At 59.8% G+C, this 17,070-nt stretch carries 15 protein-coding genes; 7 read left to right on the top strand and 8 right to left on the bottom strand.

Translation table 11 applies throughout. The annotated features are described in order from the left end of the window. Positions 1-167: 167 nt before the first annotated feature. Complete coding sequence (locus OKW98_RS08130) at positions 168-1,298, top strand: beta-ketoacyl-ACP synthase III (protein ID WP_265388706.1); 1,131 nt, start codon at positions 168-170, stop codon at positions 1,296-1,298. 330 nt (positions 1,299-1,628) lie between these two features. Here OKW98_RS08130 and OKW98_RS08135 read toward each other — a convergent pair whose 3' ends face one another. Continuing rightward, positions 1,629-2,948: a putative porin gene (locus OKW98_RS08135; protein WP_265388707.1), complete on the bottom strand. Its 1,320-nt coding sequence runs from the start codon at positions 2,946-2,948 to the stop codon at positions 1,629-1,631. 280 nt (positions 2,949-3,228) lie between these two features. On the opposite strand from OKW98_RS08135, the gene OKW98_RS08140 reads away from it, so the two are divergent. Continuing rightward, positions 3,229-4,356, top strand: coding sequence for a GNAT family N-acetyltransferase (locus OKW98_RS08140; protein ID WP_265388708.1), 1,128 nt, complete (start codon positions 3,229-3,231; stop codon positions 4,354-4,356). Between the two features lie 160 nt (positions 4,357-4,516). On the opposite strand, the gene OKW98_RS08145 is transcribed toward OKW98_RS08140, so the two are convergent. The 3 genes from OKW98_RS08145 to OKW98_RS08155 all read right to left on the bottom strand — a co-directional run bounded on the left by OKW98_RS08145 (position 4,517) and on the right by OKW98_RS08155 (position 8,794). After that, entirely contained in the window at positions 4,517-6,349 is a 1,833-nt protein-coding gene (locus tag OKW98_RS08145) for an ABC transporter ATP-binding protein (RefSeq protein ID WP_265389674.1), read from the bottom strand. A gap of 188 nt (positions 6,350-6,537) precedes the next feature. Beyond that, the gene (locus OKW98_RS08150) at positions 6,538-7,095 is read right to left on the bottom strand and encodes a peptidylprolyl isomerase (protein ID WP_265388709.1); all 558 of its coding nucleotides are present in this window, start codon (positions 7,093-7,095) and stop codon (positions 6,538-6,540) included. Between the two features lie 772 nt (positions 7,096-7,867). Continuing rightward, positions 7,868-8,794: a LysR family transcriptional regulator gene (locus OKW98_RS08155; protein ID WP_265388710.1), complete on the bottom strand. Its 927-nt coding sequence runs from the start codon at positions 8,792-8,794 to the stop codon at positions 7,868-7,870. A gap of 50 nt (positions 8,795-8,844) precedes the next feature. Between OKW98_RS08155 and OKW98_RS08160 the strand changes: the two genes are divergently transcribed. From OKW98_RS08160 to OKW98_RS08170, 3 genes are all read left to right on the top strand, one after another. Continuing rightward, positions 8,845-9,159 (top strand): 3-phosphoglycerate kinase, encoded by a 315-nt coding sequence (locus OKW98_RS08160; protein WP_065992674.1) that lies wholly within the window; start codon positions 8,845-8,847, stop codon positions 9,157-9,159. Positions 9,160-9,548: 389 nt separating this feature from the next. Then, positions 9,549-10,415 (top strand): carboxylate/amino acid/amine transporter, encoded by an 867-nt coding sequence (locus OKW98_RS08165; RefSeq protein WP_265388711.1) that lies wholly within the window; start codon positions 9,549-9,551, stop codon positions 10,413-10,415. 152 nt (positions 10,416-10,567) lie between these two features. Further along, on the top strand, positions 10,568-10,804 hold the full coding sequence (locus OKW98_RS08170) for a hypothetical protein (protein ID WP_265388712.1): 237 nt from the start codon (positions 10,568-10,570) through the stop codon (positions 10,802-10,804). A 97-nt stretch (positions 10,805-10,901) separates the two neighbouring features. Here the strand turns inward: OKW98_RS08170 and OKW98_RS08175 are convergent, their stop codons facing one another. The 4 genes from OKW98_RS08175 to OKW98_RS08190 form a co-directional block, all read right to left on the bottom strand. After that, complete coding sequence (locus OKW98_RS08175) at positions 10,902-12,179, bottom strand: PrpF domain-containing protein (RefSeq protein ID WP_322114170.1); 1,278 nt, start codon at positions 12,177-12,179, stop codon at positions 10,902-10,904. 55 nt (positions 12,180-12,234) lie between these two features. Next, positions 12,235-12,705, bottom strand: coding sequence for a MarR family winged helix-turn-helix transcriptional regulator (locus OKW98_RS08180; RefSeq protein WP_265388713.1), 471 nt, complete (start codon positions 12,703-12,705; stop codon positions 12,235-12,237). Positions 12,706-12,970: 265 nt separating this feature from the next. Further along, on the bottom strand, positions 12,971-13,747 hold the full coding sequence (locus OKW98_RS08185; RefSeq protein WP_265388714.1) for a hypothetical protein: 777 nt from the start codon (positions 13,745-13,747) through the stop codon (positions 12,971-12,973). Continuing rightward, complete coding sequence (locus OKW98_RS08190; protein ID WP_265388715.1) at positions 13,744-15,087, bottom strand: mechanosensitive ion channel family protein; 1,344 nt, start codon at positions 15,085-15,087, stop codon at positions 13,744-13,746. The genes OKW98_RS08185 and OKW98_RS08190 overlap by 4 nt, the downstream gene beginning before the upstream one ends. 178 nt (positions 15,088-15,265) lie before the next feature. On the opposite strand from OKW98_RS08190, the gene OKW98_RS08195 reads away from it, so the two are divergent. Both OKW98_RS08195 and OKW98_RS08200 read left to right on the top strand, forming a co-directional pair. Then, on the top strand, positions 15,266-16,618 hold the full coding sequence (locus OKW98_RS08195) for a DEAD/DEAH box helicase (protein WP_265388716.1): 1,353 nt from the start codon (positions 15,266-15,268) through the stop codon (positions 16,616-16,618). Positions 16,619-16,743: 125 nt separating this feature from the next. Beyond that, positions 16,744-17,067 carry a transcriptional regulator gene (locus tag OKW98_RS08200; protein WP_265388717.1) on the top strand — a complete coding sequence of 108 codons (324 nt, stop codon included), beginning with the start codon at positions 16,744-16,746 and terminating at the stop codon, positions 17,065-17,067. Positions 17,068-17,070: the final 3 nt, after the last annotated feature.

Here is a 17,070-nt window from a genome sequence, read left to right on the forward strand (position 1 = left end):
CAAACTTCGCGGCTAAACTTCATAGCGTCATCAACATCCGTCGTCCGCCAAGCAGGTTGCTGCCTCGTTGCATTGGGACCTTCGTCCCAGATCGCCAACGCCCCCGCTTGTGCTGGCTGTTCAGCTGCTGCCGTCAATGAGCTGCTTTTATCTCGAGAGGAACGACCGTGTACGAAGTCGTGATCAGTGGCACCGGGCTTTTCACCCCCGCCAACAGTATTTCCAACGATGAGCTGGTGCAGTCTTTCAACACCTACGTTGCCCAGTTCAACGCCGAAAATGCCGCCGCGATCGAAGCGGGAGAGGTTCAGGCACTGACGGAATCCAACGCGGCGTTCATCGAAAAAGCCAGCGGCATCAAAAGCCGTTACGTGATGGACAAGGATGGCATTCTCGATCCGCAGCGCATGAAGCCGCGCCTGCCCGAACGCGCCAATGACGAATGGTCGATCCTCTGCGAGATGGGCGTTGCCGCGGCCAAACAGGCCCTGCAGCGTGCAGGCAAGACCGCCGCTGACATTGATGGCGTGATCGTCGCCTGTTCCAACCTGCAACGCGCGTACCCGGCGATCTCCATCGAAATCCAGGCGGCGCTGGGCATTCAGGGCTTCGGCTTTGACATGAACGTGGCGTGCTCATCGGCCACGTTCGGCATCCAGACCGCATGCAACAGCGTCAAACTGGGCCAGGCCCGGGCGCTGTTGGTCATCAGCCCGGAAATCTGCACCGCTCACCTTAATTTCCGCGACCGTGACAGCCACTTCATCTTCGGTGATGCGGCCACGGCGGTGGTGGTCGAGCGTGCTGACCTGGCAACCTCACAGCACCAGTTCGATATCGTCGGCACCAAGCTGCTGACCACGTTCTCCAATAACATCCGCAACAACTTCGGTTTCCTCAACCGCACGGCGGATGAGGGCGAAGGCAAGCAGGACAAGCAGGACAAGCTGTTCGTGCAGGAAGGCCGCAAGGTGTTCCGCGACGTCTGCCCAATGGTCGCCGAACTGGTGGCTGCGCACCTGGACGAGAACCAGCTGAACATTGGCGACGTGCAACGGTTCTGGCTGCATCAGGCCAACCTGAGCATGAACCACCTGATCGTGAAGAAACTGCTGGGCCGCGACGCCAGCGTCGAGGAAGCCCCGGTGATCCTCGACCGCTACGCCAACACCAGCTCCGCCGGTTCCGTGATCGCGTTTCACGAATACCAGGACGACCTGCCAAGCGGCGCGCTGGGCGTACTCAGCTCGTTTGGCGCGGGGTATTCGATTGGTAGCGTGATTCTGCGCAAGAAATAAAGCGCCCTGAATGACCGCGGTTGATGACGTAGGAGCGTGGCTCGTCCCGCGATCTGGCGCGCAGCGGCAGTAAAACCTGTGAATGGGGTTGCCTCTGACACGCCTCGCGTCTGTATCACGACTGCTGCGCAGCCGATCGCGGGACAAGCCACGCTCCTACAGAGTTCGGCGTATGGCATCGCAACAAAAAAGCCCGGCGTTGCTCTGTCGGAACGGATGATGGGGATCCGACAGGGCAACGGCGGGCGTGAGATTTTTAGCAGCTTCAAACGGCAGCAGCGCGCCGCTTCAAGCTTTCAGCTTGTAACTTGCAGCTTGAAGCTGTCTCTCTTAAAACTTCGCCAGCACGTCCAGTTGCAGCGTGTTGGCGTCCTGATCACGTGGCAGCGCAGATGTCGCGAAATCCGCTTTGGTCAGGAAGTACGTCGCGCCGACTGCGAAGTTCTTGTCGATGTCGTAGGAAACGCTCAGCTTGTGACCGCGCGAACCGGTCGTGCCGTTGGCGAAGTCTGAGTCGGTGAAAGCACCCACCACAGCATTACGCTGCGTATCGCGGTAGTTGTAGTCCAGACCGAAACCGAACACCTTGGTTTTCACACCGGCCAACCAGGCGGTGTCTTCGTCGCTGTTGGTACCGCTGTTGACCACGTACTGACCGTAGAGGCCGACCGGTACCACGAAGCCGGTCAGGTCCAGTTGACCAAAGCCTTCGTACAGGCGGAAGTCAGTGGTGTTGTTGCCGTTGATGCTCAAGCCACAGAACGTCGTGCTGGTGCTGGCAGCGGCCGGATTACAGTCGTTGGAGTTTTCGTAGTTGTAGACCGAACCGCCGACCGTCATTTTCACGTTGTCGGTGATGGCGATCCGCGTACCCAACTGAGCCGCGTTCAGGCGCAGGTCGTTCTTGAACTGCGTACCTTCACCGCTGATGTTGTCCTTGAGGGTGTAAGTACCGGCGCTGCCGAACAGCTCGAAGCCCTTGTTGATCGGCAGGCTGTAAGTCGCGGCCAGACCTTCAGGGTTGATGTCGTTGTCCCAGATCACGTCGCCTTCGCTGACCCATGGCTGAGCCATTTTGCCGCCGATGACGTGCAGGTTCTGGATGGCGGTCGGGTGGTAGTCGATGAAGCCCTGATCCAGCCACAGGTCTTTCTTGGTGAAGTAGTCGTTCTGGTCAACGTTGGTGGAGTTGGCCTTGTTGTCGCCACCGGTGGCGATGCGGATACCGGTGCTGACTTGCGGGTTGATCTCGCTGTAGGCGCCGAGACGCACACGGATACGCTGACGGTTTTTATCCTGGCTGTTGTTCTGGTCGTCGATCTTGACCGTCTCCTGCCGAACGCGAACGTCGCCCTTGAATTGAGTCTTCGCTGCCCATGCCACTTTCTGCTCGAAGGCAGACAGTTCGGAGGACTTGGCAGTGGTGGCAGCGGCGATCTGGTCGGAGGTCGCTTTCTGGGCCTGCTGTTGAGCCAGCTGATCTTTACTCAGCTCGGTCTGCAGTTCGGCGTATTGGGCAGGTGAAATCGAGCCGTTGGCCTTGAGCATGTCGAGCAGTTTTGCGTCGACTGCGGCACTGGCCGGAACGCTCATGGCCAGCAGCACACCACCACACAGGGCTGCCGCAGTTTTCGTGTAAGCAAGACGCATATCAATCTCCGTAATCGAGAAGGGATGACCGAATCATCCGGGGATCAACCGACCAAAGGCGGGCGGGAAAAAGTCCGAATTCTTAGAACCTGTGGCTCTAAAAACAGGCGCCAGTATTGCCAGCGTTTATGACGAAACGGTGGCAAGGTGATGGCATGTCGATGACATGTGAAAATTTCGTTGGACCTGCGGGCTAGAGCGTTGCCGTGCGTAAATTCATGTGCAGCACTTATGAATAGGTGATACTTCGAAACACGTTGGCGTGACCTGGAGTGGCGAGATGTCGTTACACCGTTTGGATAAGTTGTCGGACCTTGCGCCTGAACAGTGGGACGCCTTGATACCTGGCGATTCGCCGTTTCTGCGCCATGGCTTTCTCAGTTCGCTGGAAGACAGCGGCAGCCTCGGCCCACGTTCCGGCTGGCGCGCCGAGCACTTGCTGCACTACGAGGGCGAGCAACTCATCGCTGCGCTGCCGGCGTACCGCAAGTGGCATTCTTACGGCGAGTACGTGTTCGATCACGCCTGGGCGGACGCCTGCCGTCGCGCCGGTCTGGCCTATTACCCCAAGCTGCTGGTGGCCGTGCCGTTCAGTCCTGTCAGCGGGCCGCGCCTGCTGGCGAAGACCCCCGAAGAGGGCCGCGAACTGCTGGCCTGCCTGCCGGGCTATGCCCAGGGCGAGGAGCTGTCCAGCGTTCACGTCAACTTCACCGACCCGGTGGCTGACGCGTTGCTCGCTGAACAACCCGGCTGGCTGCAGCGCATCGGCTGCCAATACCACTGGCAGAACCGTGGCTACCGGGATTTTCACGATTTCCTCGACGCCTTGAGCTCGCGCAAGCGCAAACAAATGCGCAAAGAACGCGAGCAAGTGGCGGGGCAGGGCTTTGATTTCGACTGGCTCGAAGGGCACGAGCTGAGCGAGGCGCATTGGGATTTCGTCTACGCCTGCTATTCCAATACCTACGAAGTGCGTGGGCAAACGCCTTACCTCACCCGAGAATTCTTCAGCCTGGTGGCCGAGCGCATGCCCCAAGCGATTCGTGTGGTGCTGGCGCGACAGGGTTCACGGCCCGTAGCGATGGCATTCAGTCTGATTGGCGGCGACAGTTTTTACGGCCGCTACTGGGGCTGCCTGGCCGAGTTCGACCGGCTGCACTTCGAGACGTGTTTCTATCAGGGCATGGATTACGCCATCGCCCACGGCTTCAAGCGCTTCGACGCCGGCGCCCAAGGCGAGCACAAGTTGATTCGCGGCTTCGAGCCGGTCATCACCCACTCGTGGCATTACCTGGCGCACCCGGGGCTGCGAGAAGCGGTGGCGGATTTTCTGACCCAGGAACGGGCGGGGATTCTGGCGTACGCCGAAGAAGCGCGCGGGGCGTTGCCGTATCGGCAGGCGGAATGAAGATGAACGCGATGCGGCAGCCACCGTCGATGTGCCTGACCCATCGCATTCCTCTGTAGGAGCCGGCTTGCTGGCGAACCGGATTTGCCACTCACCGTCAATGGGCTGGGCAATCGCGTTCGCCAGCAAGCCGGCTCCTACGGTTCGCGCGGTGTCTTGATCAATCGACCCCGACAAACCCGCCCGTCTGATGCGCCCACAACCGCGCATACAACCCTTTATGCGCCAGCAACTCGGCGTGGGTTCCGCTTTCAGCGATGACGCCGTTCTCCAGAACGATCAGGCGATCCATCCGTGCGATGGTCGACAGCCGGTGGGCAATCGCGATCACCGTCTTGCCTTGCATCAGCGTTTCCAGACTCTCCTGAATCGCCGCTTCCACCTCTGAATCCAGCGCTGACGTCGCTTCGTCCATGATCAGGATCGGCGCGTCCTTGAGCAGCACGCGGGTGATGGCGATGCGCTGACGCTGACCACCGGACAACTTCACGCCGCGCTCGCCCACATGAGCATCCAGCCCGGTACGGCCTTCGGAATCCGTCAGCAAGGGGATGAACTCATCGGCGCGGGCCTTGCGCATGGCTTCCCACAATTCAGCGTCGGTCGCGTCCGGTTTGCCGTACAGCAGGTTGTCGCGGATCGAGCGGTGCAACAGCGACGTGTCCTGGGTGATCATGCCGATGTGCGAACGCAGGCTTTCCTGAGCGACGTGGGAAATATCCTGATCGTCTATAAGGATCCGTCCGCCCTGTACGTCATACAAGCGCAGCAGAAGATTTACCAGCGTCGATTTACCGGCACCCGACGGCCCGATCAACCCGATTTTCTCGCCCGCCTTGATGTCCAGGTTCAGGCCATGAATCACGCCCTTGCCCTTGCCGTACTGGAAGTTGAGGTCCTGGAATTTCACCTCGCCACGGCTGACGGCCAGCTTCGGCGCAGCATCCCGATCGGTAATGCCCACCGGCTGCGCAATGCTCTGCAGACCGTCCTGCACCATGCCGATGTTTTCGAAAATCCCATTGACCACCCACATGATCCAGCCGGACATGTTGACGATCCGAATCGCCAGACCGGTCGCCAGCGCGATCGCGCCCACAGAAATCAAAGACTGGGTCCACAACCACAATGCCAGGCCCGTGGTGGTGACAATCAGAATGCCGTTGAGCGTGGTGATCACGGTGTCCATTTCCGTAATCACGCGGCCTGCCAGCTGGGTTTTCTCGGTCTGTTCGCTGATGGCCTCGCGGGCGTACTGCTGCTCGGAATTGGTGTGGGCAAACAACTTGAGCGTGGTGATGTTGGTGTAGCCATCGACGATGCGGCCCATGAGTTTTGATCGCGCATCGGAGGAGATGACCGAGCGAGCTTTCACCCGTGGCACGAAGTACCACAGCGCCAGAGTGAACGCGAAGATCCAGCTCAGCAGCGGAATCATCAGGCGCCAGTCGGCCTCGGCGAACAGCACCAGCGCGCTGATCGAATAGATCAGCACGTGCCACAACGCGTCAACCGACTGCACCGCCGAGTCGCGCAGCGCGTTGCCGGTCTGGACGATGCGTTGGGCGATGCGCCCGGCGAAGTCGTTCTGGAAGAAATTCAGGCTCTGCTTGAGCACGTAGCTGTGGTTCTGCCAGTTGATCATGCTGGTCATGCCGGGGCTGATGGTCTGATGCACCAGCAGGTCATGCAGGGCAACGAAGATCGGCCGCAGCACCAGCGCAACGACGACCATCCACGTCAGCTCGAACGCATGTTCGCGGAAGAAATTCGGGTTGGGCGTGCCCTGGGCCAGATCGATGATGCGGCTCAGGTAGCTGAACAGCGAGACTTCGATCAACGCGCCGATCAGTCCGACCACCAGCAGTGCGGCAAAGCTGGGCCACACCTGACGCAGGTAATACACGTAGAACGACGTGACGGTGTTGGGCGGGGCGGCGGTGGGGGCTTCGCGGAAGATATCGATCAGCTGTTCAAAACGGCGATAGAGCATTGGCAATGACGCCCACGCTTGAGCGGGCTCTCCTTTGAATGGGGATTGGGTGCAGCGGCTTGAGAGCGGCCCGATGGCAGTCTTCGGATCAGACCACATGAAAACGCGATTGCTCACGCTGATTCAAGGGGCCGGGCCCTTAAATGCAAAAGCCGGGCAGGCGCCCGGCTTTTACGCTTGCGGCAAGCTTAGTTCACGCGCTTGGCCGTCTTGATCAGGATCGGGTCCAGCGGCACGTTCTGCATGCCGCCCTTGTTGCCGGCTTGCGCATTGACGATCTGGTCAACGACGTCCATGCCCTTGACGACTTTGCCGAACACCGCGTAGCCGTAGTCACGGGTGCCGTGGTCGAGCATCGCGTTGTCCTTCACGTTGATGAAGAACTGGCTGGTGGCCGAATTCACGTCCGAGGTCCGCGCCATGGCGACAGTGCCGCGCACGTTGTGCAGGCCGTTATCGGCTTCGTTCTTGATCGGGTCGTTGGTGGGCTTCTGTTGCATCTGCGCCGTGAACCCGCCGCCCTGAGCCATGAAGCCCGGGATGACGCGGTGGAAAATGGTGTTGTTGTAGAAGTTGCTGTCGACGTACTTGAGGAAGTTCTGGGTGCTGACGGGCGCCTTGTCCTGGTTCAGCTCGATTTCCACATCGCCGAAGCTGGTGGTCAGCACAACGTGAGGCGCCGGAGCGGCCATCAAATTGCCGGCGAACAACACGGCAGCGGCGGAGAGGGCGATTTTCTTCAGCATGGGCAGAGTCCTGATATTGATGTCGACTGCGAAAAAACAGGACGTAAGGGAAGCACGTTTGCGGGAATTTGCACAGTGGGGGTGTGGCGAGGCGTGTTCTCGTAGGACCGGCTTCAGCCGGGAAGAGGCCAGTGTGAACACCCTCAAATTTGCGGTGTGACGCCTGACGCCTTCCCGGCTAAAGCCAGTCCTACAGGGTAATGCGGTGCATTCGTAGGACCGGCTTCAGCCGGGGAGAGGCCAGCATGATCACCCTCAAATTGCAGTGTGGCGCCCGACGCTTTCCCGGCTAAAGCCAGTCCCACTGACTGCACATGTTGTTCTCGTAGGACCGGCTTCAGCCGGGAAGAGGCCAGCGTGATCACCCTCAGTTTCGCAGTGTGACGCCCGACGCCTTCCCGGCTAAAGCCGGTCCCACTGACTGCACGCATTGTTCTTGTGGGACCGGCTTCAGCCGGGAAGAGGCCAGTCTGAGCACCCTCAAATTTGCGGTGTGACGCCTGTCGCTTTCCCGGCTAAAGCCAGTCCCACAGACCGCACGCGTTGTTCTCGTGGGACCGGCTTCAGCCGGGAAGAGGCCAGTGTGAACACCATTAAATTTGCGGTGTGGCGCCCGACGCTTTCCCGGCTAAAGCCGGTCCCACAGGGTAATGCGGTGCATTCGTAGGACCGGCTTCAGCCGGGAAGAGGCCGGATGCAGCACCCTCAAACTTGCGGTGTGATGCCCGACGCATTCCCGGCTAAAGCCAGTCCCACTGACTGCACGGGTTCTTCACAGCATCTGCTGCGGCCCCGGGAAGGGCACATCCAGCGGCGCGGTGTCGAAACTCTGAATCAACTCAATGAGAATCTGCGTCGCAGGCCCCAGAGGTTTGTCCTTGCTGGAATAAAGAAAAAACGTCGGATGACGGCTGCCGCCTTTGTCCAGCGGCAGGATCTTCAGCACGCCTTCCTGGATCTCTCGCTCGATGACATGACGCGGCAGCCAGGCAAAGCCCAACCCGCTGCTGACAAACGCAGCCGCGGTGGCGAGGCTGCCCACCGTCCAGCGCTGTTCGGCACCGAGCCAGCCGACGTCGCGCGGCTGATTGCGCCCGGAGTCACGAATCACCACCTGCAACTGGCTTTCCAGGTCCTGGAAATTCAGCTCACGTTGCAACTGATGCAGCGCGTGCCCGGGGTGGGCGACGGCGACGAACTCGACCTTGCTCATCTCATTCCCGAGATAACCCGGAATGCTGAAGCCGCTGATGGCGAGATCGGCTACACCTTCCAGCAACACTTCCTCGACGCCCGACAGCACTTCCTCACGCAGCCGCACCCGACATCCGCGGCTCTGCGGCATAAAGGCTGTCAGGGCCCGCACCAGTCGCGCGTTCGGGTACGCAGCGTCGACCACCAACCGCACCTCTGCTTCCCAACCCTGTTCCATGTGGTGGGCCAGGTCTTCCAGTTGGCTGGCGTTCTTCACCAGTTGCCGCGAGCGCCGCAACAACACCTCGCCGGCCTCGGTCAGCACCGCTTTGCGGCCGTCGATGCGCAACAGCGGAACGCCGAGCTGATCCTGCATTCGGGCGACGGTGTAGCTGACCGACGACTGCGAGCGGTGCAGCGCTTCGGCGGCCTGCGCGAAGCCGCCATGGTCGACAACGGCTTGCAGCGTGCGCCATTGATCAAGGGTGACGCGGGGCGCTTTCATCTCTCGCTCCTGTTGTCCTAAGCTGGCGGTCCCTGAATGGAGACTGCCCCATGAAAAGAATCTGTTGTGTGCTGCTGGCGATGCTGCCGCTGAGCGCGTTCGCCTACCCCATCGACGTCGAGAAAGACATCAAGGGCGTGCAGGTCGACTACAACAGTCATGACGTCGCCTACGACATCGGCAACATCACCCTGAATAACTTTGGCGATGTCCCGGCCAAGTGCAGCGTGGTCTTTCGCAACGGTCCGGAAGCCCCGCGCACGCGCCGGGTCCAGGTCGCGCCAAAGAGCAGCACCGAAGTCACCGCCAAGTTCACCCGCGACATCGTCAAGCTGCGCATCTCCCTAAGCTGTGAGCCTCTGTAACCCGCGCATCGGCGTCGACGGAGCGTACTTCGGCTACGTCGATAAAACAAATTCTTAGATGGGTTCGGGTCGATAGTCGGCTTCTTTGATCGAGACGCCAGCCGCTGACAGGCCAAGCACAGGGGCGTTTCCGTGCTGGAGCAACATCCAATACGTTCCTTAATCGCCCGTTAATCCCCCGCCCGATGATGCTCGCGTTCATCGACACTCCATTGGCACTCCTTCGCTCCTGAGTGCATTGCCCGATCGACCTGCAGGAATGCGCCGGGTCGATCGGGTTTTTTCTTTCCGGGTCAGACAACGCCGCAAACGGTGGCCCCGCCGACCCGTTCAATAGACACGCCATGGCCAACCGGCTAAGGTCGCCGCCTTCAAAAAAAGGGGCGACCATGGGCTATCTACTTTTTGTGACGCTGATTCAGGCGTTTTCCTTCAGCCTGATCGGCGTTTATCTGGCCGGGCATGTCGACAGCTACTTTGCCGTGCTGCTTCGAGTCGTGCTGGCCGGCCTGGTCTTCATCCCGCTGACGCGCTGGCGTCGGGTCGAGCCGCCATTCATGCGTGGCATGCTGCTGATCGGCGCGCTTCAGTTCGGCGTCACCTACGTCTGCCTGTACCTGAGCTTCCGTGTGCTGACGGTTCCCGAAGTACTGCTGTTTACCATCCTGACGCCGCTGCACGTCACGCTGATCGAGGATGCCCTCAATCGGCGCTTCAATCCGTGGGGCCTGTTGGCCGCATTGGTCGCGGTGCTCGGCGCGGTCATCATCCGCTACGACCGGGTCGATCCGAATTTCCTCGGCGGCTTCCTGTTGCTGCAGGTGGCGAACTTCACCTACGCAGCGGGGCAGGTGCTCTACAAACATCTGGTGGCCCGTTACCCGAGTGATCTGCCGCACTACCGCCGTTTCGGCTATTTCTACCTCGGCGCCCTGGCCGTGGCGTTACCGGCGTTTCTGCTGTTCGGCAACGCGCAGCATCTGCCGGATGCGCCTCACCAGTGGGTGGTGTTGTTGTTCCTCGGCCTGTGTTCCACCGCGCTCGGCATGTATTGGTGGAACAAAGGCGCGTGCCTTGTCAACGGCGCCACACTGGCGGTGATGAATAACCTGCACGTGCCGGTGGGGCTGCTGATCAATCTGTTGATCTGGGGGCAGAACGAGGACCTGGGCAAGCTGTTTTTAGGCGGGTTGGTGATTGTTTCATCGGTATGGATCAGTCGCCGCGGTCTTGTGCAACGCCGAGCCGTTCTCTGAAACAGCCGGGTTAGACGCCCGCGTTAACGACATCAGCGAGGGTGATGTTAGATATCTCCATGCGTGGTTTTTCATGTCGGGATCAACCGAATAGATTGGCCCCAACGAAACGACTTAACACACTTACCAGCCACTTCGCGGAGATCTACATCATGAAAAAGTCCATCGCATTCGGTTTCGCATTGTCCATCCTGGCTACCGGTTCTGCATTCGCCAGCCCTGAGCACATTAACCAACGCGCCATCGTCGATGCTTCCAGCGCTGCCGTTCTGGATAGCAAAGTCGCCAGCAAAGAGGCCGTCAAGCCTTTCGCTACCCAGACTTCCGGCACCGTGACCGTTGCTGAAAACCGCAAAGAGTTTGGTTCTAGCTACCAGCGTGATCGTTAAGTCTTTATAGATTTACAAACGCAAAACATAAGCCCGGCAATTGCCGGGCTTTTTGTGGGTTAGTTAATTGAGTGGGGATTGTGGATGTATCTCGGGTTCAAGTTCCGTTAAAGAAACTGGCACTCGGCACATCATTGGATGGCATACGCTCGGACAGCGCACTGGCGAGTTCGGCAGAGGCCCGGTAAAGCGGCACATACCCTCGCATGAGGATCTGCGCACTCCGACGGTAGGCCGCGCTGGTTATGTTGATTTCGCCGTCTTCCAGCGCAGCCACCACCGTAGCGTCCAAACGCCCGGCGGGGTTTTCGATACTGACCTCCACATCGGCGAACTCAGTGCCCAAGGCAGCAATTCCAGTCGCCAATCGGTGCGCGGTAGTGCCTGGTATCAAGCAGGCTGCCGCCAGACAGCAACCGCCCGAGACGGCCATCGACGCATGCCCGGTCTGGGGGGTGAAGTAACGAACCGCGATATTGCCGCCATTGCGAGGCGCGCCAACGATGCACACTTTCGGAATGGTTTCGCTGCGCTCGATTTCGGCACGACTCATCAATTCACCGTCCCTGCGGCGCAGACGCATCTTCAAGCCCGCTTCAATCCACACCTCTCGCAGCGCTTCCATGAAGGGCAGATCGGCTTCAAGCTCGGCGATGGGTTCGTGGCCCGTTTTACCGAAGCTGCTTGCCTGAGCAATGACCATTGGCACCGCCACGTCGACGCACGACACCTCATGCCCTGCGATGACATCCATCACCGCGCCTGTGGGTAGCAGCGCCCCGGTCTTGTTGCCAACAGGCGACTGCAAGAACAGATCGACGCTGGGAAAGGCGCCCGTCACTCCAGGAATTTCAGCGGTGGCGAAATGGCTGTGTTCATCGCGTTTCATTCGCGCGATGGTCAGCACGCCCGTGTTGGTGTTCTTTATCTCGATTTCGCAGGTCTGACCCGGTGGCAATTGGCACAAACCGGCATCGATCGCCCACAACGGCAGGGCGCTGGACATGTTTCCGCAGTTGACGCTCCAATCGATATCAGCATGATCGCTGGCCAGTTGGGCGAGTGTACTGATCAGGCGTACGCCATTGGCTGTCTGCTCGACCCCCATCAGGAACACCTTGTTACTGGTCGCGGGTCCGCGTCCGAGCCCCGTTATCTGGCGGTTGCCTCGTTCGGCACCGGCCTGCGGGACGCCCATCAAATGTCGCAGGAGTTCAGCGCGCAGGGACTCGTCCTGGGGCAGAAGCGCCTCCCAGACCACGATGCCTGTCGACGTCCCGCCACGCATGTAATGCACGGGTATTTCCAGGACGCCTGAATGACGCCGAAGGGTTAATCCAGATCCAGCTAGAGAAAACGCATTGTCGTTAGACACAGGCAGCTCCTTGTCGGGCAGTTAATCAACAACGCAATTGAGTTAGCGTAAATCTTTAATCTTGGCGGGCCTTCATTCGCCCAAGCCGCTCCGAAAAATCGAGCCGCGTCAACGCGCTGGCCGTGTCTTCCAAAACGCTTCGCAGTGGATGGCCGATTTCCATTTCCAGCTCCTCGATCACCGCAAAAGTCGTCTCCCAATGACGGGTCAGTGTTTCGACCAGGCCGGCGCCGTGAGGGGTGAGTTCAAGCCGGCTTTTTCTGCCGTCCGCCAGCGGGACGCGACGAATAAGGCCATCTGCTTCCATGGCATTGACCGTCTGGCTAATCGCACCCTGGGTTAAATGAGTGCAGGCGGTAATCGCAGTCACGCTGTCGGCGCCCACCTGGATCGCTCGCAGGACGGGTGTGTAGCGTGCTCGATAACGCAGGCCCATGAGCCGATAGTGAGCCTCTGCGCCCTGCTCGACCTTTTCAGACACCAATCTGAGTAGCTCACCCAGGCCGGGCGTTATTTTCTGAACCATAAATGGCACCTGATGATTCGGAATTTACATTAGCGCTAATGTATTAGTCGGTAAAGCGCTATCGCGATTGCTGGTTATCTGATGCAGATGAGGGGCTGGCCCGAACGCGCACAAGCATTCGGTCTCACCTGATGACTTGCCAGTAGGCGCACTCACCTATGAGGTCCGAGGATAGGAGAACACGGTCTTCGCCTCGCTTCCGGCTTTGAGATGTGGCACGTAACAGATCGCGATGCTGTGACTCGAGCTTTAGCGAATCGGTTAGTTATGGATCTGGCGCACAGCACCAACCCCCGGGTGGCATAAACGTCCCCAATGAAGACAACACAGCTTCACTGGCAAATAAGTCCGGGGCATTAGGATCCACCGAAGCTGGCAACAGAACCTGGCCTATGTTCGCGGGCAGTGTCGAACACTCGATTTTCCAGGGCGCCTCACCTGCGCTGTGTTGGCCGAACGACAATTCGCAGGCCAGCAGCGAGAGGGTTTTTTCGCGGCTTTCGGAGTGGCTGAGCAACGTTCGTAAATCGGGACCCGGCGGCAGTGGCTCAGGACGGCTCGCGGCGAACAGAAAGTAGTCGCCGGCCAGCAACAGGCAGGCCTGACGTGTCGGGTCATCTACCGCCTGCAACCACTGCCCGCGACATACGCCAACCGAGCGAGGCAGTCGATCCCATATTTCGTAGTAGCTGTCATCCAGCGCTGTTTCGATGAGGCAATCGCTGGTCTCAAAGTGCATGCGTCCAATGTCTTCGTCGCCATTGACCGGCTGATAGTCCATGTTGCGATGCCATTGGCAAATGTCGGTGTCGACCTGCGTCACCCCGGCGAAGCCTTGCTGTTCACTCAACGCCAGATGCTGAGCGTCGCTGAGCTTTTCAAGCGCCAGACCCGGCAGCGGGTGATTGGGGATTCGCAGGTCGGCGAACAGTCGCGGTGTCTGAAGCCAATACACCGCCGTCTCGCTGTCCGAGTGCCCTGAGCGACGCTGGATCAACCGCCGTTTCCATACCCCGAGGTAAGCGTTGGGGACCTGACTCATAAATGTTCCGATCCGCGCAGAGGGATTTTGACTGGCGTTGCCACTTCCGGCCTGGATGCCACTGGCAATTGCGCACTGTCATTCGACGACATCTTCGCCAACCCCATCCGCAAATCCGCCCCGCTTGGCTGTTGATAAACCCCCAGTCCAAACTCCGGCAGCACGGCCAGCAGGTAATCGAAGATATCCCCCTGAATGCGCTCGTAGTCACCCCAACTGGTCGTGCGGGTAAAGCAGTAGATTTCCAGCGGAACGCCTTGGGCCGTGGCTTCCATCTGGCGGACCATGCAGGTCATGTCCGGGTGAATATCAACGTGGCTTTTCAGGTAAGCCAGCGCGTAGGCGCGGAACGTGCCGATGTTGGTGATGCGCCGACGATTGGCCGACATCTCGGCGACGTTGCCCTGGGCTTGATTCCACGCCTTGAGCTCGGCTTTCTTGCGGCCCATGTAGTCGGTCAGCAGGCGAACCTGGGTCAGCTTCTGTTCTTCTTCATCGGAAACGAACCGCACGCCGCTGGCATCTATGAACAGGCTGCGCTTGATCCGGCGCCCGCCGGACTGCTGCATGCCGCGCCAGTTTTTGAACGACTCGGACATCAGGCGCCAGGTCGGGATCGAGACGATGGTCTTGTCGAAATTCTGCACCTTGACGGTGTGCAGGGTGATGTCCACCACGTCGCCGTCGGCGCCAACCTGCGGCATTTCGATCCAGTCGCCGACGCGCAGCATGTCGTTGCTAGTCAGTTGCACGCTGGCGACGAAGGACAGCAGAGTGTCCTTGTAGACCAGCAGAATCACCGCCGACATCGCGCCGAGCCCCGAGAGCAGCAATAACGGCGAGCGGTCGATCAGCGTGGCGACGATGATGATGCCCGCGAACACGTACAGGATCATTTTCGTCAGCTGCACGTAGCCCTTGATCGAGCGGGTGCGGGCGTGCTCGGTGCGCGCGTAGATGTCCAGCAACGCGTTGAGCAGCGCGCCGACGGTGAGCATGAGAAAGAGAATGGTGAACGCCAGCGCGATATTGCCGAGCACGTGATTGGCAGCATTGCTGAGGTTCGGGACCAGGTTAAGCCCGAATTGAATCACCACCGAGGGCGTGACCTGGGCCAGTCGATGGAAGACTTTGTTGTGCAGAAAATCGTGAAGCCAGAACAGCGACGGCTGGCGGCTCAGCGCCTTCATGGCGTAGAGGATCATCCATCGCGCCAGCCGCCCGAGCGCGAAAGCAGCGACGAGCAGCAACAGCAAACCGGTGATCGTGCGCAGCATTGGCTGGTTTTCCAGCAGCGTCCAGATTTCCTGGGCGCGTAGCCAAAGCGAATGGGTGTCCATGGGCGCTGGATCTCCTGATCAGAAAGGGGGCGCGATTAGAGCATTGATAAGGAAGCGAGGGCAGAGTAGGGCAAATCCGGTAACAAAATAGGCCCTTTGAGCTAAAGAGGCTCGGCGAATCCGGCTTAAACCGGTACCCTATGCGACTGTTTTTTTGTATTACGCCGAGGTAACACCCGTGTTCTCCCAATTCGCCCTGCACGAACGCCTGCTAAAAGCCGTGGCCGAACTCAATTTCGTCGAGCCTACGCCTGTGCAAACAGCGGCCATTCCGCTGGCGCTGGAAGGACACGATCTACGGGTGACGGCGCAGACCGGCAGCGGCAAGACTGCCGCGTTCGTATTACCGATGCTCAATCGCCTGATGGGCCCGGCCAAGGTTCGCGTCGACATCCGCGCCGTGATCCTGCTGCCGACTCGTGAGCTGGCCCAGCAGACGCTCAAGGAAGTGGAGCGTTTCTCCCAGTTCACGTTCATCAAGGCCGGCCTGATCACCGGCGGCGAAGACTTCAAGGTCCAGGCCGCCATGCTGCGCAAGGTCCCGGACATCCTGATCGGTACGCCGGGCCGCCTGCTGGAGCAACTCAACGCAGGCAACCTCGACCTCAAGCAGGTTGAACTGCTGGTCCTCGACGAAGCCGACCGCATGCTCGACATGGGTTTTGCCGAAGACGTCGAGCGTCTGGCCGGCGAGTGTTCCAATCGTGAGCAGACCATGCTGTTCTCGGCCACCACCGGTGGTTCGGGCTTGCGCGAAATGATCGGCAAAGTCCTGAAAGACCCGCAGCACCTGCAGGTCAACAGCGTCAGCGAGCTGGCTCCGGGCACCCGTCAGCAGATCATCACCGCCGACCACAACGTGCACAAAGAGCAGGTCCTCAACTGGCTGCTGGCCAACGAGACCTACCAGAAAGCCATTATCTTCACCAACACCCGCGCCATGGCAGACCGCATTTACGGCCGTCTTGTGGCACTCGAGTACAAAGCCTTCGTGCTGCACGGCGACAAAGACCAGAAGGACCGCAAGCTGGCGATTGATCGTCTGAAGCAGGGCGGCGTGAAGATCCTGGTGGCGACCGATGTCGCGGCCCGTGGTCTGGACGTTGACGGCCTGGACATGGTCATCAACTTCGACATGCCGCGTACCGGTGACGACTACGTTCACCGTATTGGCCGCACCGGCCGTGCGGGTGGCGAAGGTCTGGCGATCTCGCTGATCACCCACGGTGACTGGAACCTGATGTCCAGCATCGAGCGTTACCTGAAACAGAAGTTCGAGCGCCGCACGATCAAGGAAGTCAAAGGCACCTACACCGGGCCGAAAAAGGTCAAGGCGTCGGGCAAGGCTGTCGGCGTGAAGAAGAAAAAAACCGATGGCAAAGGTGACAAGAAGGGCGACAAAAAGAAAGCCGTCGCCAAGGGCCCGACCAAACGCAAGTCGGTAAACCGTCCGAAGGCCGAGCCTTTGGTCAGCCAGGACGGGATGGCGCCGCTGAAAAAGCGCGTAACGCGTCCGCCGGTCGCTGAATAAGCCCCTCCTGCCTCCCGGCCAGCCCGCTGAACGGCTGGCCCTCCACTGGGTCACAACCACTGAGCATCAAGCCCGATGACCGGATGTCACGGGTATTGCCCTGTTGGCCCACTGGAGGTTGAAACATGTCTAAACGATACGACTGGGACCTGATCGAGCGCCTGTTGCACGACGTGCAAAACAGCGTCGCAAACGCCGATGCATCAGAGGCGTCTGCCGCAGGATTGAACGCGTTGTTGCTCGAGCGTGGCTTCATTGCCGCCCACATGAGCGGCGCAGGCGGGAAGGGCGAAGGCGTTAGCCTCGCCCCACGGGGCGCGAGCTTGCTGGCGATGATCGACAGCAGCATCCCGGGCAACGACCATCCGCGTCAGGTACTGGATGAACAGGCCGATGCGCTGGATCCGGAGACCTTTGACGAGGTGGCCGCCAAGGCGCAGATCGCCTGATGC

The sequence above is a fragment of the Pseudomonas sp. KU26590 genome (assembly GCF_026153515.1).
GTDB lineage: Bacteria > Pseudomonadota > Gammaproteobacteria > Pseudomonadales > Pseudomonadaceae > Aquipseudomonas.

Coding starts and splice junctions, on each gene's coding strand:
- OKW98_RS08135 (WP_265388707.1), bottom strand. CDS start 2,948: ATGCGTCTTGCTTACACGAAAACTGCGGCAGCCCTGTGTGGTGGTGTG.
- OKW98_RS08140 (WP_265388708.1), top strand. CDS start 3,229: ATGTCGTTACACCGTTTGGATAAGTTGTCGGACCTTGCGCCTGAACAG.
- OKW98_RS08145 (WP_265389674.1), bottom strand. CDS start 6,349: ATGCTCTATCGCCGTTTTGAACAGCTGATCGATATCTTCCGCGAAGCC.
- OKW98_RS08150 (WP_265388709.1), bottom strand. CDS start 7,095: ATGCTGAAGAAAATCGCCCTCTCCGCCGCTGCCGTGTTGTTCGCCGGC.
- OKW98_RS08155 (WP_265388710.1), bottom strand. CDS start 8,794: ATGAAAGCGCCCCGCGTCACCCTTGATCAATGGCGCACGCTGCAAGCC.
- OKW98_RS08160 (WP_065992674.1), top strand. CDS start 8,845: ATGAAAAGAATCTGTTGTGTGCTGCTGGCGATGCTGCCGCTGAGCGCG.
- OKW98_RS08165 (WP_265388711.1), top strand. CDS start 9,549: ATGGGCTATCTACTTTTTGTGACGCTGATTCAGGCGTTTTCCTTCAGC.
- OKW98_RS08170 (WP_265388712.1), top strand. CDS start 10,568: ATGAAAAAGTCCATCGCATTCGGTTTCGCATTGTCCATCCTGGCTACC.
- OKW98_RS08180 (WP_265388713.1), bottom strand. CDS start 12,705: ATGGTTCAGAAAATAACGCCCGGCCTGGGTGAGCTACTCAGATTGGTG.
- OKW98_RS08185 (WP_265388714.1), bottom strand. CDS start 13,747: ATGAGTCAGGTCCCCAACGCTTACCTCGGGGTATGGAAACGGCGGTTG.
- OKW98_RS08190 (WP_265388715.1), bottom strand. CDS start 15,087: ATGGACACCCATTCGCTTTGGCTACGCGCCCAGGAAATCTGGACGCTG.
- OKW98_RS08200 (WP_265388717.1), top strand. CDS start 16,744: ATGTCTAAACGATACGACTGGGACCTGATCGAGCGCCTGTTGCACGAC.